The sequence below is a fragment of the Exiguobacterium sp. s48 genome (assembly GCF_018617395.1).
Lineage (GTDB): Bacteria > Bacillota > Bacilli > Exiguobacteriales > Exiguobacteriaceae > Exiguobacterium.
Map to the genome: position 1 here is coordinate 962926 of NZ_JACSKC010000001.1, position 26658 is coordinate 989583.

General features: G+C 47.6%; 29 protein-coding genes. 11 read left to right on the top strand and 18 right to left on the bottom strand.

Annotated elements, in window-relative coordinates; genetic code table 11:
• Positions 1–3: 3 nt before the first annotated feature.
• From KNO66_RS04950 to KNO66_RS04965, 4 genes are read left to right on the top strand one after another with little or no spacing between them, the layout of a single operon-like run.
• Positions 4–1014: an ROK family protein gene (locus KNO66_RS04950; protein WP_214740971.1), complete on the top strand. Its 1011-nt coding sequence runs from the start codon at positions 4–6 to the stop codon at positions 1012–1014.
• Positions 1011–2180 carry an MFS transporter gene (locus KNO66_RS04955; protein WP_214740973.1) on the top strand — a complete coding sequence of 390 codons (1170 nt, stop codon included), beginning with the start codon at positions 1011–1013 and terminating at the stop codon, positions 2178–2180. Before KNO66_RS04950 ends, KNO66_RS04955 begins: the two co-directional genes overlap by 4 nt.
• Positions 2177–2557, top strand: coding sequence for a VOC family protein (locus KNO66_RS04960; protein WP_214740975.1), 381 nt, complete (start codon positions 2177–2179; stop codon positions 2555–2557). The genes KNO66_RS04955 and KNO66_RS04960 overlap by 4 nt, the downstream gene beginning before the upstream one ends.
• Before the next feature lie 19 nt (positions 2558–2576).
• Complete coding sequence (locus KNO66_RS04965) at positions 2577–3413, top strand: Cof-type HAD-IIB family hydrolase (RefSeq protein WP_214740977.1); 837 nt, start codon at positions 2577–2579, stop codon at positions 3411–3413.
• Between the two features lie 42 nt (positions 3414–3455).
• Here the strand turns inward: KNO66_RS04965 and fur are convergent, their stop codons facing one another.
• Positions 3456–3935, bottom strand: coding sequence for a ferric iron uptake transcriptional regulator (gene fur / locus KNO66_RS04970; RefSeq protein WP_016509373.1), 480 nt, complete (start codon positions 3933–3935; stop codon positions 3456–3458).
• A gap of 112 nt (positions 3936–4047) precedes the next feature.
• Positions 4048–4578, bottom strand: coding sequence for an NUDIX domain-containing protein (locus KNO66_RS04975; RefSeq protein WP_214740979.1), 531 nt, complete (start codon positions 4576–4578; stop codon positions 4048–4050).
• Positions 4579–4650: 72 nt separating this feature from the next.
• Between KNO66_RS04975 and KNO66_RS04980 the strand changes: the two genes are divergently transcribed.
• The gene (locus tag KNO66_RS04980; RefSeq protein WP_214740981.1) at positions 4651–5481 is read left to right on the top strand and encodes an aldo/keto reductase; all 831 of its coding nucleotides are present in this window, start codon (positions 4651–4653) and stop codon (positions 5479–5481) included.
• A 6-nt stretch (positions 5482–5487) separates the two neighbouring features.
• Here the strand turns inward: KNO66_RS04980 and KNO66_RS04985 are convergent, their stop codons facing one another.
• A complete protein-coding gene (locus KNO66_RS04985) occupies positions 5488–6030 on the bottom strand; it encodes a PadR family transcriptional regulator (protein WP_214740983.1) in 543 nt (180 codons plus the stop codon).
• 129 nt (positions 6031–6159) lie between these two features.
• Between KNO66_RS04985 and KNO66_RS04990 the strand changes: the two genes are divergently transcribed.
• Positions 6160–6474, top strand: a complete 315-nt coding sequence (locus tag KNO66_RS04990) for a thioredoxin family protein (protein ID WP_214740986.1) — start codon at positions 6160–6162, stop codon at positions 6472–6474.
• A gap of 36 nt (positions 6475–6510) precedes the next feature.
• Here the strand turns inward: KNO66_RS04990 and KNO66_RS04995 are convergent, their stop codons facing one another.
• From KNO66_RS04995 to KNO66_RS05035, 9 genes are all read right to left on the bottom strand, one after another.
• On the bottom strand, positions 6511–7437 hold the full coding sequence (locus tag KNO66_RS04995) for an NAD(P)/FAD-dependent oxidoreductase (RefSeq protein ID WP_214740988.1): 927 nt from the start codon (positions 7435–7437) through the stop codon (positions 6511–6513).
• Positions 7434–8015, bottom strand: a complete 582-nt coding sequence (locus KNO66_RS05000) for a CDP-alcohol phosphatidyltransferase family protein (protein ID WP_214740990.1) — start codon at positions 8013–8015, stop codon at positions 7434–7436. Before KNO66_RS05000 ends, KNO66_RS04995 begins: the two co-directional genes overlap by 4 nt.
• Positions 8008–8895: an ABC transporter ATP-binding protein gene (locus KNO66_RS05005; protein WP_214740992.1), complete on the bottom strand. Its 888-nt coding sequence runs from the start codon at positions 8893–8895 to the stop codon at positions 8008–8010. The genes KNO66_RS05000 and KNO66_RS05005 overlap by 8 nt, the downstream gene beginning before the upstream one ends.
• Entirely contained in the window at positions 8892–9599 is a 708-nt protein-coding gene (locus tag KNO66_RS05010; RefSeq protein WP_214740994.1) for an ABC transporter permease, read from the bottom strand. The genes KNO66_RS05005 and KNO66_RS05010 overlap by 4 nt, the downstream gene beginning before the upstream one ends.
• Positions 9596–10369 (bottom strand): ABC transporter permease, encoded by a 774-nt coding sequence (locus tag KNO66_RS05015; protein WP_214740996.1) that lies wholly within the window; start codon positions 10367–10369, stop codon positions 9596–9598. Before KNO66_RS05015 ends, KNO66_RS05010 begins: the two co-directional genes overlap by 4 nt.
• Positions 10356–11531, bottom strand: coding sequence for an ABC transporter substrate-binding protein (locus KNO66_RS05020; protein WP_214740998.1), 1176 nt, complete (start codon positions 11529–11531; stop codon positions 10356–10358). The genes KNO66_RS05015 and KNO66_RS05020 overlap by 14 nt, the downstream gene beginning before the upstream one ends.
• A 13-nt stretch (positions 11532–11544) precedes the next feature.
• The gene (locus tag KNO66_RS05025; protein WP_214741000.1) at positions 11545–12288 is read right to left on the bottom strand and encodes an SDR family NAD(P)-dependent oxidoreductase; all 744 of its coding nucleotides are present in this window, start codon (positions 12286–12288) and stop codon (positions 11545–11547) included.
• The gene (locus KNO66_RS05030) at positions 12285–13259 is read right to left on the bottom strand and encodes an MBL fold metallo-hydrolase (protein ID WP_214741002.1); all 975 of its coding nucleotides are present in this window, start codon (positions 13257–13259) and stop codon (positions 12285–12287) included. Before KNO66_RS05030 ends, KNO66_RS05025 begins: the two co-directional genes overlap by 4 nt.
• A 108-nt stretch (positions 13260–13367) precedes the next feature.
• Entirely contained in the window at positions 13368–14804 is a 1437-nt protein-coding gene (locus KNO66_RS05035; RefSeq protein ID WP_214741004.1) for an NADP-dependent glyceraldehyde-3-phosphate dehydrogenase, read from the bottom strand.
• Between the two features lie 221 nt (positions 14805–15025).
• Between KNO66_RS05035 and KNO66_RS05040 the strand changes: the two genes are divergently transcribed.
• Entirely contained in the window at positions 15026–15907 is an 882-nt protein-coding gene (locus KNO66_RS05040) for a chemotaxis protein CheV (RefSeq protein WP_214741006.1), read from the top strand.
• 33 nt (positions 15908–15940) lie between these two features.
• On the opposite strand, the gene KNO66_RS05045 is transcribed toward KNO66_RS05040, so the two are convergent.
• Entirely contained in the window at positions 15941–16303 is a 363-nt protein-coding gene (locus KNO66_RS05045) for an Hpt domain-containing protein (RefSeq protein ID WP_251128102.1), read from the bottom strand.
• Positions 16304–16459: 156 nt separating this feature from the next.
• Here KNO66_RS05045 and KNO66_RS05050 point away from each other — a divergent pair, with 156 nt between their 5' ends.
• Positions 16460–17395, top strand: coding sequence for a magnesium transporter CorA family protein (locus KNO66_RS05050; RefSeq protein WP_214741010.1), 936 nt, complete (start codon positions 16460–16462; stop codon positions 17393–17395).
• 37 nt (positions 17396–17432) lie between these two features.
• Here KNO66_RS05050 and KNO66_RS05055 read toward each other — a convergent pair whose 3' ends face one another.
• Positions 17433–18545, bottom strand: a complete 1113-nt coding sequence (locus KNO66_RS05055) for a PP2C family protein-serine/threonine phosphatase (RefSeq protein ID WP_214741012.1) — start codon at positions 18543–18545, stop codon at positions 17433–17435.
• A 144-nt stretch (positions 18546–18689) separates the two neighbouring features.
• Here KNO66_RS05055 and ytzI point away from each other — a divergent pair, with 144 nt between their 5' ends.
• Positions 18690–18881: a YtzI protein gene (gene ytzI, locus KNO66_RS05060; protein WP_214741014.1), complete on the top strand. Its 192-nt coding sequence runs from the start codon at positions 18690–18692 to the stop codon at positions 18879–18881.
• A 14-nt stretch (positions 18882–18895) separates the two neighbouring features.
• Here the strand turns inward: ytzI and KNO66_RS05065 are convergent, their stop codons facing one another.
• The gene (locus KNO66_RS05065) at positions 18896–21022 is read right to left on the bottom strand and encodes a DNA topoisomerase III (RefSeq protein ID WP_214741016.1); all 2127 of its coding nucleotides are present in this window, start codon (positions 21020–21022) and stop codon (positions 18896–18898) included.
• Between the two features lie 199 nt (positions 21023–21221).
• Between KNO66_RS05065 and KNO66_RS05070 the strand changes: the two genes are divergently transcribed.
• On the top strand, positions 21222–22085 hold the full coding sequence (locus tag KNO66_RS05070) for a DMT family transporter (RefSeq protein WP_214741018.1): 864 nt from the start codon (positions 21222–21224) through the stop codon (positions 22083–22085).
• Here the strand turns inward: KNO66_RS05070 and KNO66_RS05075 are convergent, their stop codons facing one another.
• From KNO66_RS05075 to KNO66_RS05085, 3 genes are all read right to left on the bottom strand, one after another.
• A complete protein-coding gene (locus KNO66_RS05075; RefSeq protein WP_214741020.1) occupies positions 22086–23483 on the bottom strand; it encodes an MATE family efflux transporter in 1398 nt (465 codons plus the stop codon).
• Between the two features lie 78 nt (positions 23484–23561).
• On the bottom strand, positions 23562–24803 hold the full coding sequence (locus KNO66_RS05080) for a peptidase U32 family protein (protein WP_214741022.1): 1242 nt from the start codon (positions 24801–24803) through the stop codon (positions 23562–23564).
• A gap of 9 nt (positions 24804–24812) precedes the next feature.
• Positions 24813–25715 carry a peptidase U32 family protein gene (locus tag KNO66_RS05085; protein ID WP_214741024.1) on the bottom strand — a complete coding sequence of 301 codons (903 nt, stop codon included), beginning with the start codon at positions 25713–25715 and terminating at the stop codon, positions 24813–24815.
• A 145-nt stretch (positions 25716–25860) separates the two neighbouring features.
• Here KNO66_RS05085 and KNO66_RS05090 point away from each other — a divergent pair, with 145 nt between their 5' ends.
• Positions 25861–26655, top strand: coding sequence for an SDR family NAD(P)-dependent oxidoreductase (locus KNO66_RS05090; RefSeq protein ID WP_214741026.1), 795 nt, complete (start codon positions 25861–25863; stop codon positions 26653–26655).
• Positions 26656–26658: the final 3 nt, after the last annotated feature.

Below are 26658 nucleotides of genomic sequence, written 5' to 3' on the forward strand. Positions count from 1 at the left end.
GTGATGAAAGATCCACAACATGAATTACTCGTCGACATCCGAAAGCAAATCGTCCTCCACGACGTATCGACGGTCTCTGAGTTAAGTAAGATCACACACGTTTCATTCCCCACCGTAAAAAAAATGATCGATGACATGATTGAATATGGTGAGGTCATCGAACATGGGCAACACGCTCCTAAAGGTGGACGTCCTGCAAAAAGTTATCGTTACAATTCAACCTTCCGACATTGCCTGACCTTATATATCGAAGCGAACGAGATTCACTATCGCTTGATTGACTGTCAAAATCAGATTGCAGAGGAAGGCGTGTCTTTCGTCACGGGAACTCATTTAGAGACGTTAGGCACCCTCGTTGATGCATTCGATCAACACACCATAAAGCTTGGCGCCATCTCTGTCGGCGTCGCCGCTGCAGTAGATAGGGGTCGGATTGTTTTCGCCCCAGAATATCCGTCTCTGGCTCATTTAGATTTGAAGAATTGGTTGATGGACCGGACCGGCCTTCCGGTCGTCATTGAAAATGATATGAACGCTGCCGTCTACGGATTCTCTAAACGGGATGAGACCTCAACACATCAGTCTATCGTCTATCTCGGGCTTGGGAAGAACGGTCCCGGTGCCGGCATCTTAGTCGATGGACATGTCGTCAGGGGACAATCCGGATTCAGCGGCGAGGTTTCGTTTCTTCCGCTTTATGATCATGCATCTTTTTATGACCGAATTAAAAACAAGTCTTATGGACCGAACGTCCTGAAAGAAGAAGAGATTGATGCAATGGGACGTCTAGTCGCTACGTTCGCTGCGACACTCAACCCACATGCATTCATTTTTTCAGATGTCGATCTCGTTCTAGAAGATTTGCCTCACATTAATCGTGCATGTGAACGATATCTCCCTTCTCGTCATATTCCTGTTCTTCACATAGGGGAATGGGAAGAAGATTATTTTTCTGGACTAGCACGACTTGGTATTGAATTGATGCTCGAAACGATTCAGCGAGGTGGCGTATGACGATTTTATTATTGGCCGTGATTTATATCGCGTTTATCAGCCTTGGTCTTCCAGATGCATTGCTCGGTGTCGGGTGGCCACTTATGCATCGAGAATTCTCAGCACCTGTATCGATGCTCGGATGGATTTTCATGACGATAGCCGGGGGAACGATTCTTTCAAGCCTATTAAGTGGGAAGCTGTTGGAACGTTTCGACACGAAACAAGTTACATTCGGTTCAACGTTGCTCACCGCGATCTGTCTATTTGGATTTTACATCGCGCCTTCAATCGGTTGGTTATTTGTGGTCGCCATCCCGCTCGGACTCGGAGCGGGTGCCGTCGATGCCGCACTGAACCATTACGTGGCGGAACATTATAAGGCGCACCACATGAACTGGCTACATTGTTTTTGGGGGATTGGCGCTACCGGAGGGCCACTCGTTATGGCGAGTGTATTGACGGAGAATGGATGGCGGGACGGCTATTTGATCATCGCTGCCGTTCAGTTCAGCTTAGCTCTCATATTGTGGTTATCCTTTCCACTTTGGAAACAGAAAGAGACGTCCATTTCACAACTTCAAGAAACAGCCGTAACAACACTCAATCGTAAGCTACCGACAGGAGTCTCCTATGCGTTGGTCACATTTTTACTTTACTGCGGGGTCGAAGCGTTGATTGGGTTATGGACGAGTAGTTATCTCGTTCAGCTGAAACAGTTTTCGATTGCGACAGCAGCAGCATGGGTGTCCATCTACTATGGCAGCATCACAATCGGACGATTCCTGAGCGGATTCCTCTCCTTCCGTTTCACGAACAGACAGATGATTCGGATGGGACAAATGCTCGCTCTCTTCGGTAGCATCCTTTTCTTCATCCCGACGTCCGCGACGATGCTAATCGGATTAATGTTGATCGGTTTTGGATTGGCACCGATATATCCGAGCATGCTTCACGATACGCCGAGTCGGTTCGGCTCGGCACAATCGAAGCGATTGATGGGTTTTCAAATGGCATTTGCCTACTCAGGGAGTACGTTTCTCCCCCCACTATTCGGATTGATTGTATCTATGACCTCACTCCGCTTTTTACCGGTCGTGATCATCTTGATTATGACCGGGATGCTCTTCAATACAGAACGATTGAATCTAATCCTTAGACGCACACCACAGGAGGAGAATATATGAGAATCGAACATGTCGCGATTTGGGTGAACGACATCGAAAACATGCGCCGATTTTATGAAGTCTATTTTGGCGCAAAGTCCAATGATAAATATGAAAACAAGAAGAAACAGTTTGAATCATACTTTTTGACGTTTCCAGATTCACGTTGCCGACTCGAGATAATGCAACGGCCAAATCTCGTATCGCATCCAAAAGAAACGATTGGCTATGCACACATCGCCTTCTCGCTCGGGAGTACGCAAACGGTAGATGCATTGACGGAACGTTTTCAACTTGATGGATACACACATGTCGACGGTCCACGGATGACCGGTGACGGCTATTATGAAAGTGTCATCCTTGATCCAGAGGGTAACACTGTCGAATTGACCATTTAATCAAAAGGAGACAACACACATGATCCAGGCAATTTTACTTGATTTAGACGGCACACTCTTAAATGACGATAAAATGATCACGGAACAAACGAAGCGTACGCTACTAGCATTGCAAGCACAAGGTGTGAAAGTGGTGCTTGCGTCAGGACGTCCGAAACGAGGCATGATTCGCTATGCTGAAGAGTTAAAACTGAACGAGTTCGATGGACTGATTGTCTCCTCAAATGGGGCGTGTGTCACGGACGCTTCAACAGGCGACACGTTATTTGAACAAGCGATGCAAATCGATGATGTCCGCTCGATTTTAGAGCATTTAGAGAATTACGAGGTCATCCCAATGATTAACGATGATACGTATATGTATGTTCGAGACGTATTCGAAGGACAACTTGACGTAAATGGAAAATTGATTAACATCATCGAATATGAATCAAGAGGAGGTCAGTTCCAATTGCGAGAAGAACCGAGCCTGATCGACATCATCGACTTTCCAGTCCACAAGATTCTGGTTGCTGGTGAACCGTCATACTTACGAGAAAATGCCCCAGCCCTAGCTGCCCCATTCACAGGGCGGGTCACGAGCATGTTCACAGCGGCGATGTATTATGAATTCACCGATTTAGGCATCGATAAAGCGAAAGCGTTACGTCATGTCTTCAAGGAATTAGGGATTGACCGTGACCAGGTCATCGCTTTCGGAGATGGTCATAACGACCGTTCAATCATTGAATATGCGGGAATTGGGATTGCCATGGGAAATGCCGTCGATGCATTGATCGACATAGCGACTGAAGTCACAACATCAAACAATGATGACGGGATTTCGAAGATTCTTGAACGTTATATTACACATTGAAAAAGGACAGATGACCTGAATAGGTCGTCTGTCCTTTATACATTAACCGTTGATGACTGCTTTATGACCTTCGAGCGTGACGCCTTTTGCTTGGCATACTTTGCAGATACCATGAAACGTCAAGCGATGGTCCTTAATCAAAAATTCGTATTTGCTCTCGACTTTTTTCTCCACATCAACGAGCAAATCTTCCATAATCTCCTCGACCGAGCCGCATTCGACACAGACGAGGTGGTGGTGCGAATGATTCGCGCCTTCTGGTCGCAGGTCGAAGCGTGCGACCCCGTCACCGAAGTTGACTTTATCGACGACACCGAGTTCTGTCAACAACTCTAATGTACGATAGACCGTAGCGAGTCCAATTTCAGGTGCAATGCTCTTGACGAGCATGAATACATTCTCTGCACTCAAATGGTCCGTCTCATTCTCAAGTAAGATGCGTACTGTTGATTCACGTTGTGGTGTTAATTTATATCCTTTGGCGCTCAATTGCTGTTTAATTCGTTCAATTCGCGTTTCCATAAGGCGCCCCCTCTTTACATAGTTCACTACTCAAAGCATACCGAAGTTTTACGCAATTTTCAATTTAAAATCATTACTATGTAAGTTTACCATATAAGTTTCTAGATTAGAATTATTTCAATCTAGACAATTGCCACCATTGAATCGCCATAATCGTCTTCGCATCGGTGATGACACCTCTGTTCAGCAAATCGACCGCCTCGTCAAAAGAATATCGCTTCACGTTTAAAAATTCATCTTCATCGAGGTTCATCTCGCCGGCAGATAATCCTCTCGCGACAAACACATCGACTCGCTCACTGCAAAAACCTGGGGCTCCGTAGAAAGAGAAAATCTTCTCGAGCGACTCTGCCGTATATCCCGTCTCTTCAGCTAACTCACGTTCAGCACTCGATACCGGTTCTTCGCCTTTTTCAAGTTTGCCTGCTGGGATTTCAAGCGACATCGATTCAAACGCTTTTCGGTACTGCTCCACCATGACAATCTTGTCCGATTCATCAATGACGAGCACAGCAACCGCTCCGTTATGGTAGACAAGTTCACGTACCGATGTGTTTCCATTCGGAAGGGAAACGACATGCTTTTCCACATCGAAGATTTTTCCTTGATAGATAACTTCCCGCTCAATCGTTTTTTCTTCCATATGATTACCCCTCACTTTTCGATATACTCTGATTATGAGTCAAACCAACATTTCGAACAAGGAGGAATCTATATGAGTGAACTCGGACTCGGAACGATGACGATTTTGAAACATGGAGAGGTTGAGGCGAAGAAGATCCTAGAGACAGCCGTTCAATCTGGGATTCGCCATATCGATACAGCAGACGTCTATGCGCGACAAGCTGTCGAGCGTATCATCGGTGAAACGTTAGGTCAGGAACGAAAACAGCTCTTTTTGGCGAGTAAAGGCGGGAATGAATTGACTGAGGACGGGATGCGTTGGAATCCTGATCCGTCCTATTTAGAGGAAGCGTTACACGGATCTCTTGAGCGATTGCAGACCGAATATCTGGATTTGTATTATATTCACGGCGGTACGCTCGAGGACGACCTCGATGCAACGATTGAATGGGCGAAAACACAAAAACGTGAAGGTCTCATCCGACAAATCGGACTTTCGTCGATTCGACCGAACGTCATCAAACATTGGGCCGCTTCCGGAGCTCTCGATGTGCTTATGACGCCGTATTCGCTTCTTGATCGACGACCAGAGACGCTTGACGTTTCAATTCCTATTGTTGGTCGAGGTGTTCTTGCCAAAGGACTATTAACGGATGAATGGGAGAAGCGTCTCGGGGATAAAGGATTTGAGGCGTGGTCGAACGACAAACTCTCAAGTGAGCTCACGATGATGCCTCAGCCAATTCAAGCCTACGCGCTCGCTGCCGCGAAACGGTTATGTGACGTCGTCTTACCGGGTACATCTTCTGTCACTCAGTTAAATGAAACGATTCGAGCGTTTGAGAGTGAAGTGGATGAAGAAGCGCTAGACCGACTACTTGCCCGTCTGCCAATCCATCCATATACAAAATACGTGACCTGAACGGTTTCAGGTCACGTGTTTTTCATTACGCGCTTTAATCTGTTCGATTGCCCAGTCTGCCCATCCGGCATAGTTTTCCATCATCCGAATTGCATACTCACTCGTCAATAAATAACCGAGCGTATCTTCATCTGATTGATGTTCTTCTTGAAACATCCGAATTTGTTGCGCAACTTGTTCGTGATGGGCTTTTGTCTCTTCAATATATCGGACCGCTTCTTCGACCGGAAGCAATTGAAGCAAACTGACTCGCAATAGGTTCTCATCTTTCATTTTTGGTTGAAACGTTGTCGGTTGACGTAGCCAGTTGATCAACTCCTCACGTCCTTGGTCCGTGATCGAGTAGATTTTCTTATCTGGCAACTCCTGTTGCGAAATATGCTCCGCTGAGACAAGGTCATCTTCTTCCATCTTTAACAGTTCCCGATAAATCTGTGTATGATGTGCGTTCCAAAAATGAATCATCTGCACCTTGAACGTTGCGTTCAGGGCATACCCGGTCGCAGGCTGATGGGTCAATAACCCGAGCAATGCGTGACGTAACGCCATATCCATCACCTTTTCCTTATCATGCTATTTTTATAAGTGTATCACATTCTTCTGTGGATTTATGAATGCCAATCTGTTGACGACTCGTGTAAAACCCGACAAAATAGATAGAAGAAAGGAGAGTTGTCTATGCAACCGATTCATTCATCACAACAATTTGACGAAGCCACAAAAGATCATGGAATGGTGGTCTTCACTACATCATGGTGCCCAGACTGCAAACGTCTCGACATGTATGTCGACGAGCTCGTCAAGGACTATCCACAATTTAACTGGCATGTCGTCGACCGCGACGAACTCCCAGATTTATCGGATGCTCAAGAAGTTCGCGGCATCCCTTCACTTCTTTACTATAAAGACGGGGTAAAACAAGAACACCTCCACTCGGCAAACGCCAAGACGGAGATGCAAATTCGTTCATTCCTCGATACGATTCAAGCATAACCTGATTCCTGCAGACCAATCGGCTGCAGGAATTTTTTAATGATAATGACGTACATACCGTGAGTCAATGAATCGCTTCATGTAGTATGGAAGTCGTCCATGCCACGTGAGCTGTCCAAATGTCAGCATGGCACGACCTGGTGTCGTCAGTAATATATTCATCGATTGACGTCTTCGAAATGGTTGACTCGTCTCACCGAGTAACCGCTTGGCGACATAGCGTCCCGACCTGACAGCATCGACACCACCATTTAAGCAGGATGCCATATCCCCAGTTACATAAATATTTGTAAACTGATGATGACGTAAATATTCATCCGTTTCAATAAAACGGTCAGGTTTTGTCAGCCCAGATTCAGCCCACCATGCTACGGGAACAACGCCCGTCGCATCTAACAAGAGGCCCTCTGATCCATCCTCTTGAAACTGTTGCTTCACGACCATAATGCCTGATTTGACTAAAAGACGTTCGATTTGCTTCTGTCTATGGAGTGGCACGTCTGGCAAAATTGTTTTCGCATAAAGCGTCACGTCTTTCGTCCTTGCACACGTGAACGCCAATTCCACGCCGGCCTTGCCCCCACCGACGATTGTCACTACTGGACTCGAATCGATGTGGTCAAGTAAAGCTTGTGACATCGGTTTGAGCGGCGTCCCAATCCCTCGGCTTTTTGCACCAGTGGCCAGCACGAGTTGGTCGTAGTGAAACAATCCCCGTTCCGTTTGTATGGTCTGTTGACGGGGATCAATTGATAGCACGCGTTCTGCGACCGGTTCAAGTTGGGGCAGTTGCACTGTTGCGGAATTCATGAGTTTGGCAATCACTTGAGGAAACGCACCGGTATACACCGTCTGGTTCCCTCCAATGAATTGAACGTCGTAATGCTCTCGAATCTCCTCTAAACGATCAAGAATTTCAAGCTGACCATGACCGAGTCCTACCAACACCAATCGTGGTTTCATCGCAAAATTCTCCGTGCTTCGATGAATCGTTGCGTGATTGTCATCACTTCAAGTACTAAAAAGATGAGGGCAATCCCGCCGACCCAGTTCGGGAAGAGAATCATCATTGTGAACAAGATGAAACACTCAGTCCGTTCAATGATTCCAGGCTGATAATAAAACGTCTTCTCTGATCGCCTTGAACTACTCGCTCCGACAGCTAAAAATAATGTCATCGCAATGACAAACGAGGCAATCAAAACGAGAAAAACCGGCATATATTCCGGGTATCGGAGTGCGAGGGCAATCACGACCGATAATTCAACAAATCGGTCGAGGACGAGGTCGAGCACCGTTCCAAACCCAGTCCTTTTGGATTTACGTGCCATCGTCCCATCTAAAACATCAAACAAGCCGGATAGCCACAATAAGATGACGGCCGTCCAGTGCATGTCATTATAAATAAAGATTCCTGTCGAAACCCCTATGATTCCGCCTAAAATGGTTACCTCATTCGGTGTGAAGTTCCATTTGAGCAGTCGATTCGCCACTCGTTCGATGACGGGTTGGACGTAACGACTCCCATACGTATCAAGCATGGTATTCCTCCTTTCGTTTCATTCGATACATCATTCCGATTTGGAACCATTCATGTGTCGGTAACATGATCGACCTTCCATCTTCAAAATGATATTCGCCGAAACACTGACCAAACCGATAAATCTTTTTCATCAGTTGTACCGGTTCGCCAATCGTTTCGGATATTTCCACCTCGGACAATGGTCGAAGTTCGCCATCAATCATGACAAAGTCCCCAAATCCAGGTTCAGAGTCATACAATTCCTCTACCGTTCCTGTCCGTGTCACTTTGCCAGCTTCAAGCAGTGTCACTCGATCTGCCATGAGCATCGCCTCTTCTCGGTCATGGGTGACCAATACTGCCGTTAGGTTGAGCTCTTTCACTAAGTCCCGGATGAAGCGTTGCAAATCAAGTTTTAGTTTTGGGTCCAGGTTTGTGAACGGTTCATCCAATAACAGAAGTTCCGGTTCTGCCGCTAAAGCCCGGGCAAGACTCACGCGTTGCTGTTCGCCACCCGATAGTTCATGTATTTCAGCATCGTAACGGTCACCGAGGCGAACGACTTGTAACCAATGTTCTGCTTGTTTACGTGAACGCTTACGTGTCGCGAGTGTGACGTTCTCTCCTACCGTCAAATGTGGAAACAACAACGCAGTCTGCGATAGCATCGTCACGCGACGTTTATGAGCAGGAATTTTGTTTAAGGAGCGATGATTCCACCGCACATCTCCTCCATCAGCCGTCTCGAGACCCGCGATGATTCGGAGAATCGTCGACTTCCCTGAGCCGCTCACCCCGACGATTGCGTGAATATCGTGAAGTGCGACCTCAAAATCAACATCATCTAGTATTTGCCTTGAACCAAATTGTTTACGTAAATCTACTACATTCAAACTCATTGCAAACGTCCTTTCAACATGCGCACCATCCACCGATTCCATCCGGAAAGTAGGAAATAGATGACTACGGGAAATAAAATGAGCATCCATGTGTTCGAGAGCGCGAGACTTCTATTGTTTCCCGCATAAGATTGATACAATTCTGTCGTCACCGTCGGGATCAACCCTGCACCAATCAGCTGAATGAGTGCGAATTGACTGAGTAAAATGACGGTCGAGAATAATGCGATGGTACGCATCGTTCTCGAGAAGAGCGGATATAGGACGTAGACGACCCGTCGACTCATGGGCAATAGTCGTGCCTGTTCTAAAAGTGGACGACCGATGACCGCCATTCCGTTATAAGCGAGACGGATTGAATATGGAATCGTCACGACGAGCAAGGCAAGCATGACGCCGACATATGTCCCAATCAGTCCAACTTCCGCTAAGATGAGGTAAAGTCCGAAGAGAGTGGCAAGCATCGGAATGAACAATGGTAAAAACACGAGCCATTCTAAGACATGTTTCCATCTTGATTCTGTCCATAAGAGCCACCAGGCAAACGTCGTCGCGAGCCACACATTGATCCCGGATAAAATGATCGTCAATCCAACCGTATGAACAATGGCCTCATTATTTTCGATTCCCATTGACGGGGCGATAAAAAAGAGACTGATAAACGGGAGTAACGTAAGACATAGGATGAATCCTTGACGAATCATCGCCTCACCCCCCGTTCAATCCGTCGTCTTAAGGATGCAGTCATTAAGTAAGACACGAATACACCGAATCCGACGAGACATGTCCAAATAAGGGCGACGGCATACGGTGCGGTCGCTTCCAAATAGAGCCCCGTTGAGAGTCGTTCGTATGCGAGGACCCCGAGTAATTTTGGATAAGTCACACCGAGCAGTGCCGGAACCTCATACGCAAATGAGATAAAAGCGACTAAAATCCAGGTCGAATCGAGCAACGGCTTAATCAAGAACGGGAATTCTGCATGTTTGAATTGTGCATAGGGAGAGAGTTGGAGCGTTTTCGCCGTTTCAACGTAACCCCGATTCAATTGTTCATACGTCCCGAGCATCATCAAAAAGACGAACGGTATTTCTTTCCATATGTAGGTCAAAATGACCGTCACATAATCTCGCTCGTTCGCCTCGATCCCACCAAAGCCATTCGCCCCACTGAATAATAACCAAAACAAATACGCCGCAGCGATATGAGGAACGAACATCGGGATTTTCAAGATTGTCGATGTGAATCGCCATCTTTGTTTGACGACCGTTCGTGCAAGCCATGTCCCGAATACCAGCGATAACATGGTCGACACGCTAACGACATATAGCGTCGTGACGAAACTATCTCGCCACGTTTCGTCCGTCAACAGTGCTCCCCAATCCGTCCCGGTTGCCTCTATACCGAGAAATAAGAGCGCTGTAAGCGGGAAAAGTGACACAAGTATGGTCAATGCGACACTACTTCGCAACACGTGGCCACTCCTCGCGTACGGTATCAATCACGTTCGGTCCGTAATCTGGAATCGAACGTTCGAGTAACTGTTCTGAATTTGGATACGTCACGCCGTCTCCAAGCTCTTCGAAGGCGTTTTGGTCGTTGGCATCAAGTTTTGTCAAATCGAGTGATGTCCCATCTCCCCAATATTCAGGACCTTGTTTCACGAGCTGCGCTTCAGGCGACAACAGTTCTTGAATGAGGACGAGCGCCCCATCTGGATTTGGTGCATTGAAAGGGACTGCTAAGAAGTGTGTCGAGGCAATCGAGTGATCTAAAAGAAGCGCGCGTGTTTCTTTCGGGAAAATTCCGTTCACCACTTCCCCTTCGGCTCGACGTTCATTGAATCCCATCGTCATCCAAACATCCCCGGATGCATAGAGTTGATCGAGTTGTTCAAGCGTCTTTGGATACGTCTGTCCCTCTTTCCATAAGTTCGGGGACCACGTTTTTAAATCGTCCCAGAACGAATCTTCAATGGTCACATTTTGGTTCAACTCGTCACCATATCGTTCATATAAAAGATGGCGGACGAAAGCATTCCCCGTGAAATCTGTGACTTCAGGATACGTGAAACGACCTGGATTGTCTTCGGTCCAGCGACGTAATTCCTCAAACGATTTTGGAGGATTGTCTACTTTCGCTGCATCGTAATGTAAGATGAACTGTACATTCCCCCACGCGAGCTCCAAATCCTCTGTCGGGGTGCCGGCATCTGATTGTTGTGCCGTTTCGTTTAACAACGTGGCATTCGGGACACGTTCCGTCAGTCCATTCCGAAGGAGTCCAGCTTCTTTCGCATTTCGGAAATTATCGCCATTGATCCAGACGACGTCGATTGTTCCGACTTGTCTGTCCGCTTTTTTATCGAGTGATAATTGTCGAATGAATTCGGCCGTATCCATTGCGACACGATTTAATTCGACATCGTAAGATTTCTCGAGTCGTGGTGCCACGTAGTCATCAATGTAGCTGTTGATTCCCTCGTCCCCACCCCACATATATAGGTTGACGGTCGACCCGTTCGCTGACTCAGCCGCGGCTTCAAATGAGTCCGAAAACTCAACCGCCTGTTCATTCCCACATGCTGCCACGAAAGTGAGCATGAACGTGGCGAACAATACTCTCCATTTCTTCATCGTTCTCCCCCTTTTACTTTTTCTCAAATCCCCGTTTTGCGAGCATTTCGAACATGGTTGGGCAGATTGCGTACACATTCGCCCCGATATTCATCCACCACGGGGCATTGATTTCGCGTTTGCGTGTAAAACTTCCTTTGACAATCGCATCGGCCAATCGTTTCGGATCGAGCATGATTCCTTTAACACTTTGCGCATATGTACCACTTTTGTCAGCCCGATCAAAAAACGGCGTGGCAATCGGTCCCGGATTGACCGTCATGACGTGAATGCCATGAGGCTTCAACTCGAGTCGGAGCGCGTTCGAGAACTGTAAAAGCGCCGCCTTCGACCCAGCATAAACGGCCGATTTCGGTGTTGGCACTTTCGCTGCTTGCGAACAGATGTTGACGATGACGCTATCATGCTCCATTACGCGAGCAACATCTCGCGATAACAGCATCGGCGCGATGGCATTCACACGCATCGTCTCTTCCATCACATCGGTCGACTGATCAATCACAAAATCAAATTCGGCCATGCCTGCATTATTGACCCAAACGTCAAACTTCCCAAATTGCTTGATCACATCATCGACAAGAGCATCCGTCTTCGTGACGTCTGCGCGCATCCATTCACCTTCACACGTGGACGCAATGGTTTTCAAACGTTCTTCATGTCTTCCGATGAGGATCACGCTACATCCTTTTTCATAAAAAGAATGCGCCAATGCGGCACCGAGCCCGCTTGACGCACCAGTAATGACTACCCGTTTCACGACATCACTTCTTTCTTTGTATAAATCCATTTATGGTCATTACGAACCCTTTCGATGTCACCACGTTCTTCGAGTAAACTGAGCCGTGCGAACACCTCACTGAAGACGAGTGGCATTCCACGTTTCATCTTTCTTCCATATAACTTCATCGACCAATCGAAGACACTGAGCCCGTCTTCCCATTCGGCAAGCAATTGTTCACTGCGCTCATACCGTTGGCGGATCCGGCTCTCAATTAGTTCCTCCGGATGATGAATCGGTTCACCATGGCCACTGACGACGAGCTTCAAATCGATCCCACGTAATTTTTTTAGCGAATCGATATAGAGGATGACCGGTGAAGCGAAGCCTTCGTCATCGTACGGCTGTTCAATGAGTGGGTTCGGTTCGACTTTGTCGATGAGATGGTCTCCGGCAATCAAGACTCCACCGGGTCCAATCAAGCCGAGTTGGTCACTCGCATGTCCAGGTAAATGAATCGTTTGCCACGCCCCGTCCGGTGTCAACGATTGCCCGTCATCAAACGTCATCGTGACAGTCGTCGGCCCAATCCAGCGTAATGCTTCCCGATAGTCCGGTAATTTTTCAACGAGATGCGCCGGTGCCCCGAACGAGACGGCCAGTTCATGTAAGAAGTGGTTGCCCCGCTTCAAGAAGTTTGGAGTTTGTTCTAAGTATCGAACGAGCTTCTCGTGCCCATACACCGGAATCGAGGCATCACGAAGTCGCCACGCCTGCCCCGCATGGTCAGCGTGATGATGCGTCAAAAATAAAAAGTCGATATCCGCCAATGAGAGTTCAAGCTCTTCAAGTTGCCGATTCAACGAGGTCCACGCCTCTTCCGTATCTGGTCCACAGTCGACCATGAAAAAGCGATTCATATGTTCAACGATATATACGTTCACGTTCCCCACTTCGAACGGTGTCGGGATATCGAGTCTTGCCAGTTGGCTAGAAATCCAGTCCGCCACGTCATCACCACCCCTTCTTCCTGTCTTTCTCCATTATACCTGTCTGAAAGACGCGTTTTCAATCAAACAAAAAAGAGGGGGATATCTCCCCCTCACGAATGGTGAATATTATAAGTTGATAACCGTCACTTTGTCGCGCGTCATTGTCTCGAGGCTACGCCCGATTCCTTGAACGCCGAGTCCCGACTGTTTCACACCGATGAACGGGAAGTGGTCTGGACCGCGTTCCGTGCGTCCGTTCACTTGGACCGTACCGACTTCTAACTTGTCCGCGACCGTGAAGGCGCTATTTACATTCTGTGTGAAGACACTTGCCTGGAGACCGAATTCCGATTCGTTCGTGAGTGTAATCATCTCGTCGAGTGATTTCACGCGGATAATCGGAAGGACTGGACCGAACGGTTCTTCCCATGCGACACGCATCTCTGTCGTCACGTGATCGAGTAACGTCGGATGTAGCAAGTTTCCTTCACGCTTATTGCCGTAAACGACCGTTGCCTTTTTGTTGACAGCATCGTCAATCAGACCTTGTACATAATCTGCCGTTTTTCCATCAACTAAAGGCACGATGAAGCTGTTCTCTTCAGGTGAACCGACTGAAAGTTTTTCAACACGTTCTTTTAACATACCGACGAGTTCATCCGCTTGATCTTCAAGGACGAAGACGCGTTTGATTGCCGTACAGCGTTGACCTGAATAGGAGTATGCCCCACTGATGATTTGATCAGCAGCTAACGTCATGTCTGCATCCTCTAATACGAGGGCAGGGTCTTTCCCACCGAGTTCGAGCACGACCGGTACCATCGACGCTTGTTGTGACAAGTGTTGACCCGTACCCGTTCCACCTGTGAACGTGATCATGTCGATTCCTGGGTGTGATGTCAAATAGTCACCGATGACCGAACCGCGACCTGTCACAAGGTTCAACAGACCTTTCGGAAGACCTGCATCATGAAGGGCTTCGACCATCTTGATGCCACTAATTGCACCTTGTGTCGCCGGTTTGAAGACGACCGCATTCCCGGTGACGAGAGCTGGCGCAATTTTCGCCGCTGCCAAGTTGACCGGATAATTGAACGGTGAAATCGCGAGGACGACACCGAGCGCTTCTTTTTTGATGATGGCCATCTTGTTTTTCGAACCACCAGGGAACGAATCACCTTGCATGAATCCACCATTGAAACGAATGCCTTCTTCTGCCGTGTAACGAATGATTTCTGCCGTACGGACGACTTCTTTCTTCGCGTCGTTCAAGTTTTTCCCGACTTCCTGCATGATGATTTGACCAATCTCATCTACACGTTCTTCGAGTTTTTCTGCCCATGCATACAACAGTTCAGCGCGCTTGTTGACCGGAAGCGCCGCCCATTCTTGTTGTGCACGTTTTGCGCCATGAATCGCTTCATCGACTTCGTCACGTGACATTGCTTGAACGCGACCTACGACTTCGTCTTTATATGGTGAAACGAGTTCAATCGTTTCGTTACTTGAAGATTCCTGCCATTGACCATTCAATAAATATGGATATGTGTTCATACTCATCATCTCTATCTGCCTCCTGAGTAAGCTGTAATATCTCGTTGCCAACCCCATTGTATGCAGATTTTTTTGCATTGGACAACTATAACGATTCGGTTTATGAGATGTAAACGGTTACTATGAAACTTTTTGTGAATTCTCATCAGACATACAGGTTTTTTTACTGTAGATTTGTCGATTGAAACCGATAGTAAAGAAGAGAGTATGTGAAACAGGAGGGACTTCCATTGAGCACTGATCATAATATTTTACTTGAAGCAGGAACAAACGAGCTTGAAATCGTGATTTTCCAAGCCGGACCGTTTCTATTTGGTATCAACGTCATGAAAGTACGCGAAATTATCACGATGCTTCCATTGACACCACTTCCGGGTACACCAGAAGCCATTATGGGGCTAATTGAGTTGCGTGGTGAGGTCATGACCGTCATCGATCTACCGATGGTCATCAGTCACCCACGTGAAGTCGGTAGTGACGACCGCTTGATTGTCTGTGAGTTTAACGGTGAGAAATCGGTTCTTCGTGTCGACCAGGTGACCGAAATTAAACGTATCTCGTGGGAACAAATCGACACACCTTCTGATCTCGCACGTGGCGTACAAGGTATCACGAACGGTGTCGTCAAGACAGGTGATCAGATGATCATTTTGCTCGACTACGAGCGAATCGCGCTCGAGTTGTCACGTAAGGATATCATGGCACGTGAATCCGTGAAGCGCCTCGGTGCTCGCGAACGTTCGAACAAAAATATTTGGCTCGCCGAAGATTCAGAGATGCTACGCACACTGATTCTTGACACATTAGATGACGCTGGCTACTTCAACACGACTGTCTTCAACAATGGGAAGGAGGCACTCGATGCGTTTGAGAAAGACGGTGCCGAATGTGATTTACTCATCACCGATATTGAGATGCCACAGATGGATGGACTTCACTTGACGAAACGTCTACGTGAAATGGATCGTTATGCCAACCTTCCAATTATCATCTTCTCGTCTCTAATCTCAGACGATTTGAAACATAAAGGAGAGGCCGTCGGTGCGAACGCCCAAATCACGAAACCTGAAATCGGGATCCTCATCGCGACACTCGATGAATTTGTAGGTTAAAAAAAGTTTGCGACTTTTCCGTCGCAAACTTTTTTATGTGAACTGTTCGAAATGAGTGTTCCATTCGGTTAAAAAGCGCTTACTATGAGACTCGATCAATGCCAATATTTCGTACGCACCATCTAAATGTGCATTTTCTCCCGCCACTTCAAGGTCATGGAAAAGAAGGGCTGTCTGATTGAGTCCAACTGAATAAGATGCCCCTTTCAATAAATGGCCAATCTGCTCGACTTTAGCATAATCGTTCAACTCGACTGCAGCCTCTAGCTCAGGGTATTTCGCCTCAAATTGTTGAATGTATGTGGTTGCAATTTTATTTAAAAAATCCATATTTCCATTTGCGATTTGGTGGAGCTCCGCTAACTTTTCTTCACTGAACAGAGCGTCTTCGGGCATTCTTGTCAATGTAACCCCTCCTCTATAAACGATCATCGAATCGTTCCCCTACACTGTAACACGTTTTCGAGAGAAAACAAAAAAACTCCTGCTTTGGATTGCACTCTTCATTTTGGCTACCTATAATAAGATTGAGTTAAGGTAGGAGGAAGATGCATGCTGACGATTTACCGTACTGACGCATCAGGCCATGTGGATGAAATCGAAGACTTTGATAAAGGAAGCTGGATTCAACTCGTGAATCCGACAAAAGATGAGGCCGATCAAGTCATCGAGGCGTCCGGCATTCCAGAAGACTTTGTATACGATCCACTTGATATTGAAGAAAAACCACGTTTTGAAAAAGATGATGAAGGGCTACTCATGATCATCGACGTCCCTTATGTGGAAGAAGACGATACCGGTCGCGCCTATAATACCATCCCACTCGGTATCATCGTGACCGGACGACATTTCATCACCGTCTGCTCGCGAGAACTCGACGTGTTGAATTTGTTCGCAAATGGAAAGGCAAGACTGTTCCGGACGAACTACAGAAGCCGTTTCGTCTTTCAGATTTTACATCGGGTGAGTATGACGTATTTGCGCTTCTTGCGTCAAATCGACCGCAGAATGGACGAACTTGAGCAAGAGTTGCAACGCTCGATGCGAAACCAAGAAATTTTCCAATTGATGAATCTTCAAAAATCGCTTGTCTACTTCATGACCTCGTTAAAAGCGAACGATAGTGTTTTAGACCGAATCGTTAAGACACCAAGTTTGGAGAAACACGAAGAGGACGAGGAACTGCTAGAGGACGTTTTTGTCGAACACCGTCAAGCGATGGAAATGGCATCGATTTACAACGACATCATCAGCATCAAGATGGAAGCGTTTGGATCGATCATCTCGAACAACGTCAACTTCGTCATGAAATTTTTGGCGTCGATTACCATCGTCCTTAGTATTCCAACGATGATATCCGGGATATTCGGAATGAACGTCCAAGTCCCTTGGGAAGGGCAATCGTTCGGATTCATTATGGCGATTGCGATGATGATTGGATTTTCCGGTCTCGCTTTTTATATTCTGTGGCGAAAACGATATTTCTAACGAGCAAGAGCCTGACGCTATATGCGCCAGGCTCTCTTCATGTAATTTTAACCGTGACGAGACATAGGTCGTCTTCGATCTCAATCTTCGGCACGAGTTGTTCTGCAATGTGTCGACTAAAGTCGAGACCATGTGTGGCAACGTCTTTCTCAAGCCATCGGATGCCGTCATCGATATCTTTGCTATAGCATTCCATGAGTCCATCCGTATACATATGAAGCGTCATATTAGGCGTGATATCAATCTCTTTTGACTCATAGTTCGGTTCCTCGAACATGCCGACCGGTACCCCAGTCGTCTCGAGTCGGCAATTGCCTTCTTCTGACGTCACAATGACAGGCGGATGACCCGCATTCACATACTCGATTCGACGTTTCGTCGTATCGATGTAACAGTAGACTGCTGTAAAGTAGCTATGCATATCATCACCCGAAAACAAGAACGTCATTTGACGGTTCAATTCTGTCATCACATCGACGGGATATTGTACGTTACCGACAAGACCCGGAAGAATTGAACGAATTCCCATCGTGATGAGCGCCGATGAGACCCCATGTCCCATGACGTCAAAGATAATGACCCCGTATCGGTCTGGTGCGACTTGGAACCACGCATACATGTCTCCTGCTAATTTTTTGGATGGTAAGTATAAAGCGCGTACATCAATTTCCTCATTACTGATCGGTGGCGTGAGCGCGCTCTGTTGAATCTTTTGAGCAAGATCCAAATCATATTGAAGACGAGCCTCATAAATTTTTCGTTCGTCGACTGCAGCCTTATAGCGTAGTGCAGATCGAATTCGCGCCAAGAGTTCCGTCACTTTAATCGGTTTTGTCGTATAGTCTGACGCCCCTGCATCGAGTCCTTCCGCAATCTGCTTTTCATCTGTACGACCCGAAACCATGATGATTGGCATCTCTTCGTAATCTGCCATCTGACGAATTCGATTGCATGTCTCGATCCCGGAAATCCCAGGCATCTCGACATCCAGTAGGACGAGATCATAAAGCGATGCGGCTTGTGGTGCCATCAATAAGTCGAGCGCTTCTTCCCCGCTCGAGACCGATATCGTCTTATAGTCGTGCTTATGAAGCAGTTGCTCAAGTACAAGCGTATTGACCGGTTCATCGTCCACAATTAAAATCGCCATGACTATCCCTTCCTTCTCTGCATAATGTTCTATAATGTATTGTACCATATCTTTTCAGTGGCACTATGAATAACCGTCTGTTCATTCCAGTTGAAGAGGCGACTCACTATTTGGCATACTGAAGAGAGAAAGTGAGGGATTTCTATGGCCTGGATATTTGCCTTCTGCGGCTTAATTATTTTACTCGTCCTGATTGCGTCCATCGTCGTCATCCAAAAAGGGTACGCTTATAAAGATAATAAAGACGACATCGTCCTCGATTATGACGAAATCAATCGTCGCATCGAAAACGATCAAAAACAGGAAAAGACTGACAAGACAGAAGGGCCGCTCTAATGCGCGACCCTTTTTTATTTGAATTCAAATCGGAGTGTACCTTTTTCAAGATATAAAGAAGCATTGAACGTCTTCTCACCTTTTTTGAATGTATGAACGTTTGATTGTCCTCCATTGATCATTTGCTTGAGTTCGTCTTTGACGAGTCCGACACCGAGCACCTGCTTGGAGACGGTGAAGCGACATCCTTCACGATAGCCGCTACAGCCGATAAACTTCGGATGTTCGACGAGACCCTTTCCACAATTCGGACAGACACCAAATGATGCCTTCGGTCGAGCGGTTCCTTTCTTTCCATAACGCTTCGCCTCAATCGTGTAGCCTTCTGGATTCGCTGCCTCGACCCGCGATTTTGCTTCCTCGACTAGATGAATCGACATTTTTTTCGCCTGTTCAATAAATTCAGCGGCAGAAGCAGATGCTTGTCCGATTTCATGGAGTCGCTTCTCCCATTTCGCCGTCATGACGGGCGAAGCTAAAATGCTGTCTCCGAGCACATCGATTAAGAGACGACCTTTATCGGTCGGAACGAGTTCCTTTTTCTGCAGCTGTACGTATCCGCGCTTTTTCAATCCATCAATGATGTTGGCACGAGTCGCCTCGGTTCCGAGGCCCTCCACCTCTTTCATGATGTGAATCAATTCTTCGTCGTCGAGCTGTTTCCCGGCGACTTTCATCGCCATAATGAGCGACCCTTCCGTGTACCGTTTCGGCGGTTCCGTCTGTTTAGATAACACTTCGACTTTCTTCTCTTTTAATTCTTCACCGACCGTCAAGGCAGGAAGTTCGACGTCTTTTGATTTCATCTCAACGACTTCTCGATAACCGGGACTCACAACGACGGTTCCTTTTGCCCGATACAGGTCTTTTCCGTCAATCAAGTCAACTGTCGTCTTCTCGAGCTTCGCTGCAGGTGCAAATGCCGCGAGAAAACGTCGGTTGATCAAATCGTACAGCTTTGCCTCATCTCCGCCGAGTCGAGTGACGTCACCACACGCCTCCGTCGGAATGATCGCATAGTGGTCACTGACTTTCTTGGCATTGACATAGCGTCGATTTTTCGACGGGTCCTCGGTTAGAACGTCGCGTAGACCCGCATATGCGGATGACTTTAGTAATCTCGCCTTCGTTTGAGGAAACAGCGTCGCCTCATCTGGAGTGACAAAGCCAGAATCCGTCCGCGGGTAGCTGATCCACCCTTTCGTATATAGCTTTTGCGCGATATCGAGTGTTTTTTTCGCCCCGAAACCGAATCGCTTCCCCGCTTCTGCCTGAAGCCCAGACAAACTGAACCAAAATGGAGGTTGCTCAATTTTTTCTTCTTTGTCAATCATCTTGACCGTGACGGTACCGGAAGCTCGTTTCACAATCGCGTCTGCTTCCTCCCGAGTTTTGAGCTTTGTCGTCTTTCCAAATGTATACTTCGCTTTAAATGTGCCTCGGCCTTTTGCAAGTGTCGCCTCGACTTCAAAGTACGGTTCTGGTACGAACTGTTTGATTTCTCGTTCGCGATTGACAATCAAGGCAAGTGTCGGAGTTTGCACACGACCAAGAGAGAACACATCCTCAATTCCAATCGTCTTCAACAAGGTCGTGTATGCGCGAGAAGCGTTCATTCCGACGAGCCAGTCGGCACAGGCGCGACTCATCGCCTCATGATAATATGGGACCGTTTGCTCACCCGGTAACAGTTGCGAGAACCCACGGTCGACCGCTTGTTCCGTCAAACTCGAAATCCATAATCGCGCTAACGGTTTTTTATTTCCGGCTAGTCTTAGAATCAGGCGAACAATCGCCTCCCCTTCCCGCTCGGCATCTGAAGCAATGATGACATCGGTAATCGAGCGGTCATGGAGCCATTTTTTAATGGCATAGAACGGTTTCGATTTCCCTTTTGAAATACGATAATCAAATCGCTCCGGGACGATTGGAAGTGCCTCGTACTTCCATGACTTCCATTCCGGACGATAGTGCGACGGTTCTTGAAGTTCACAAAGGTGACCGACCGCCCAAACGACAATCGCCCCTTCAGGAAAACGGGAACATGGTGAGATTTCAATCTCGTCTTTTCGCTTTTTAGATGGATAGGGAGCAGCCAGTTTTTGAGCTTGTGATGGCTTTTCCGCAATGATTAGTCTCATAAAAACTCCTTACTTTGCCTCCTACATAATGGCAAGACGTACATGATTAGCTAGCTTCTACTATGTATTTTACTATATCAAGTCGAAGATGGACACATCGAGAGGGGAGCATTTGTTTGCTATTTCTGAATCTTGTCTTGCCTCGTGACTGTTTTCCGATATGATTAACAGAGAAGTACAACTGTGAAGGAGTGTCGCTATGTCTTATCTCATCTTGTTCGCTGCTGTTTTTTTCTTATCAACGAGCGTCCTATTCGTCAAATGGACGTCGGCACCTGCCGAGACGGCCGCATTTTACCGCATGCTATTCACGTGTCTGATGTTGTTGCCGTTCGTCGACTTCAAAGCACTCATCACAACGCGTCTCATGACGCGCTATGCCTTACTCCTTAGCGGGACGCTTCTCGCGTTTCACTTTTGGCTTTGGTTTTTATCACTCGATTATACAACGGTCGCTAGTTCCACACTTTTTGTCACATCCAGTCCGATTTTTGTGTTGATTGGGAATGCAGTGATCTTTAAGAAGAGTCCTACCCGTAAAGGATTAGCCTTCGCGCTCATCGCCGTCATCGGTGGGATGCTTGTCGCAGCCGGAGATATTCAGCTTGGACGAGAAGCGTTATTCGGTGATGTACTCGCCTTGGTCGCCGCTCTCCTCATCGCCGGGTATTGGCTCGTCGGACAACACGTTCGAACATCGATGAATACAAACACCTATTCGTTTAGTGTCTATTTTGTCGCGACAATCGTTCTCTGTTTCATGTTACTCGTCCGCGGCACTACATTCACTGCTTTCGAATCAATCAACTGGTGGTATTTCCTCGCCCTCGCCTTCTTCCCGACGATTCTCGGGCACAATCTGTTCAATTTTGCGCTCGCTCGGGTCAGTGCGACCGTCGTCAGCATCACGATTCTCGGTGAAGCGCTGTGGGGAATGCTATTCGGTTACGCCTTTTTCGGAGAGCGACTTGGACCGTTCCAATGGGTCGGGGCCATTGTCCTTCTCGGCGGGATTTACTTGTTCCTAAAAGAAGACGCCCGCTCGACACGAGCGGACGTTTGATTATAAGTTTGTCGCTTTCGGATCAACCTGATGTTCTTCCGTGTCCTCCTCTGAGGGACGGAACAACAGCTTACGGTCCCAAAACGCCAAAGCGATCGCCGTCAAAAACGTCATCGCATCCGCAATCGGGAATGCGAGCCAGACGCCGAACACCCCAAGAAACGATGGTAGGATAAAGACGAGCGGAATCGTATAGAGCGTCTGACGGGAAAGCGATAGGAACATGGCGACTCGCGCCTTTCCGAGCGACTGATAGATTCCGTTGACGAGCATCTGCACGCTCGGTAAGAAGGAGACCGCGAACAGGATGTGAATCGCCGTCACTCCCCCGGCAATAAGTGCCTCATCCGTCGAGAACCATCCCATAAGCGTGTGCGGGAATAGTTGCAACACGAGCCAGATGACCACAGCAATCGCGATTCCGGCACGCATCGCTGTCCAGATAGTCTCACGCATACGGTCGAACCGTTCTGCCCCATAGTTATATCCGACAATCGGTTGCATCCCTTGGACGATGCCCATGATTGGCATGCCGACGAGCGCCATGAACTTATTGATAATAGCGAAAATGGCTAACTCTTCCGTTCCTCCGTATGTCCCAAGCATCACGTTGACGCCGACGAATAAAATCGATTGAGACACCATCATGATGAACGATGATGAACCGATTGCCATAATCTCTTTGATTTCATCAAATCGAATCCGGAACTGTCGCCATTTGAAGCGCAGTTCCGTTTTTGGTTTTCGGGCGAAGAAGAAACGAAGCATCAATATCGAACCGATGACTTGGGCAAGTGCCGTCGACGTAGCAGCCCCGTACATCCCCCAATCAAATGTGAAAATGAAGAGTGGGGTTGTCACGAGATTGACGAGGACGGTCGTCAGCATGACCTTCATTTGATAGGGTGCCTGACCTTCAGCACGAACCATCGCGCTCGAAGCAAGCGTGAACATGAAGAATGGTGAACTGATCAACACAACCGATAAGTATTGTCGACTGAGCTCCATAATCTCCGACGTGGCACCAAAAACCTTCAAAATCTCATCTAGCATAAAGAAGGCAGAACTGACTGCAAGAGCTGCAAACAGACCGACGAGTACGAGTACATTTAAAAACGTAACAGCCGCGCCGGCATCATCTCCTCGTCCGAGCTTTCTCGAGCTGATCGACGCCCCGCCTAGTCCGACTGCGCTAGACACAGCCATTAATATCATTTGAATCGGGAACGCGATCCCGATGGCAGCGACAGCTGACGCACCAATACCACGGGCGACAAAAATCGTATCAATAATATTGTAGAGCGCCGTCACGAGCATCCCAATCATCGCGGGTAGCGATAACTTGAAGAGGAGTCTGCCGATGGGCTCAGTCCGCAATTGCTCCGTATTTTGGTTCATTCTTCCATCCCTCCGTCTCTATCTCTTAGGGTAGCAGGATTGAACGGATCGGGCGACTATGTTGGCTCGGTCGATGTGTCAAATGAGAGTACGTGCCGGAACACCTTTTCGCTTGCGCATAATGTAATCAGTTGCGACCGGTTGATCTACTTTTACTCGAATCGTCATCATCGCTTGGTTGGCGGATTCAATCGGCTGACCGTCGACATCCTCAATTGTCTCGATGACTTGTGAAAAACGAACAAATCCGGGTCCGAAAAATTCTACTTCTTCCCCGATTGAGAAGTGATTACGTTGCTCGAGCGTTGCCATACCCGTCACAGGGTCGTATGCGATGACACGAGCGGCAAACGCAAATTGCGGAATCGAACGCGGTTTCCCGAACAATTGCTCTTTTTCGGTCGGAATTCCATAATAGAATCCACTTGCGAGTTCACGTTGGGCCGCCTTCCAAATCTCTTCTTCCCAAGCCGGATCGAACACAAAGTTCTCAGGATCTTCACAGTATGCGTCAATCACTTGACGATAGACGTTACATACCGTCGCGACGTAATGAATCGATTTCATTCTCCCTTCAACTTTCAAACTGTCGACTCCAGCCTCCACAAAGTCAGGAATATGACGGACCATCGACAAATCAACGGAACTCATCGAGAACGGCTCTTCATCTCGTGCCTCCATGTCTTTCGTCAACAATTCACCTTCTTCAAAAAATCCATATTTCCAACGGCATGACTGGGCACATCCTCCACGGTTGGCATCCCGCAATGTCATATGGTTCGAGAGCGTACATCTTCCTGAATAGGAGATACACATCGCCCCATGGACGAACGTCTCAATCTCGACGTCGACTTCCTGTTTCATTTTGACGATTTCATCCATCGAAACTTCCCGAGCCAACACAACTCGTTCGAGTCCCTCTTCTTTCCAAAAACGAAGCGTCTCATAATTCGTGGCAGAAGCCTGCGTCGATAGGTGGACCGGCAATCCTTCCGCTTCAGATAGACATGTCTCAATCATCGCTGGATCCGAGACGATGACCGCATCAATCCCGATGTCTCGAAGCGTTCGGAAAAAGTCACCCGCTCCTTCGATATCTCCTTCATGCGTCACCATGTTGGCAGCGACATATACTTTCGCACCGCGACCATGGGCGAACGCCACACCTTCTCGCATTTCGTCAAAGCTAAAGTTACCGGCACGTGAACGCAAACCAAACTGCTGACCACCGATATAGACCGCATCGGCCCCGTAATGAATCGCCATCTTCAATTTTTCTAAATTCCCTGCTGGCGCTAATAATTCTGGACGTCGTTTCATCTTGATCCCTCACTTAATCTCTTCTGGCTTGCGTAACAATAGTCCCGTTCCGAGACGGAATCCTTCTGGTTGCAGGTCGTTGAGACGGGCTTCCATCTCAACACGGTCAAATCGACCGTTCAATAGGTTCGCACGGGCGAACGTAAACAATTTAACGATTTCGACAAACTGGTCGCCGGCATGCCATCCATCGAGTTTCCACGTATGAAGTCCGTGTTTGACTAACGTCGGCAGCTGGCCCATGAGCGTCAAATCTTCAGAGAAAATATGCGTCCCGTTCTCGTCTTCATAAATCGGGTACCGGCTCGATGCATCAGCCGGTTCACTCATATAAAACTCTCGCTGTTTCGCCTCTTCAGAAGGACGACCGAGTTCATTGAAGTAGTTCGTTACGAGTGGTCGTTTCGAATGATGGATACATGTCGGTCCGTACACTTGTACTTCGACAGGCAGCCCTATTTGTTGTTGGATGAGAGCAAGTTCCTCGAGCGTCACTTCACGTGCGACAACTGCCCCGATTGCTTCCCGCTTCCCCCAAAACTGAATCTGTTTAGCAGACGTGACAAGTGTCTGGGCATCATACCAATACGGAATCTTCGCTTGCCGGATCAAACGAATGGCACCTGGATCCCCGGCGGTCACGTCGTCGACGCCAATCGCTTTTAATGTCTGTACATATCCGGATAATTCTTCGATGTGGTCATTGTGCATCAGGTTGTTGACGGCCACAGTCACATCTTTTCCATGTCGATGGGCAAGTTGTGTGACTTCCCTCACAGCATCAATCGTCCAATCTCCTTTTTGTCGCAAACCGAACCTAGAATTCCCGATATACAGGCGGTCTGCACCGGCTTTGATTAACGCTTCTGCCTGATCGACGCTTTGCGCCGTAGTGACGAGCTGAATCATCATGTCTGTTCTTCTCCCTACTTTGTGAGTCTAATCACATTTTCTTGCTATACTTTAGCATAGGATTCAATGTGCGAACGGAGCAGGATTTTAACAACTCGTGAAGAATTCAGTAACAATGTATGACTTTTCATTAAAGGAGTGGATCATGTTGTCAAAGACAGCTTTAATCACCGGTGCCTCGATGGGAATCGGTTTAGACTTAGCGGTACTCGCTGCTCGTGATGGGTATGACTGTATTTTAGTATCTCGGAACGAACCGCGACTTTACGAGCTGAAAAAAGTGCTCGAGACCAGATACCGCATCAACGTCCATGTCTTCGCTATCGATTTAGCCAAACACGATGCCGCAACCCGATTGACGAAGTTGATTGCTGAAGCAGGACTGACGGTTGACTTTTTAATCAATAATGCCGGATTCGGTACGTCCGGCGCGTTTGCCGACCTCGACGCCGAGACGGAGGCGGACGAAGTGCGATTGAACGTCAATACGTTGACCGAGCTGACGAAGGCCTATTTGCCTGACATGCTTGAGCGTGACCATGGTTATGTCTTAAACGTCGCCTCCGTCGCCGCATTCCAACCCGGTCCATTTATGGCCGTCTATTATGCGACAAAGGCGTATGTACTGTCTCTTACGGAGGCGTTGCATGCCGAAGTGAAAGGGAGTGGTGTACATGTTAGCGTATTGTGCCCAGGACCGACCGATACGAACTTCTTCAACCGTGCGGGTAGCGAATTATCTTTCTCAAAAATGCCATCTCATCTTGTCGCCTTCTTCGGTTATAAAGGGGTCATGAACAATAAACGCGTGATTATCCCTGGTCTTTCCAATCAATTGATGGTAGGGGTCGCCAAATTGATGCCTCGAGCGCTCAGTCTTGAAGTGCTTCGGCGCGTTCAAAAACCCTCAGACGGTACGAGTGCTGAATCAACCACATGAAAA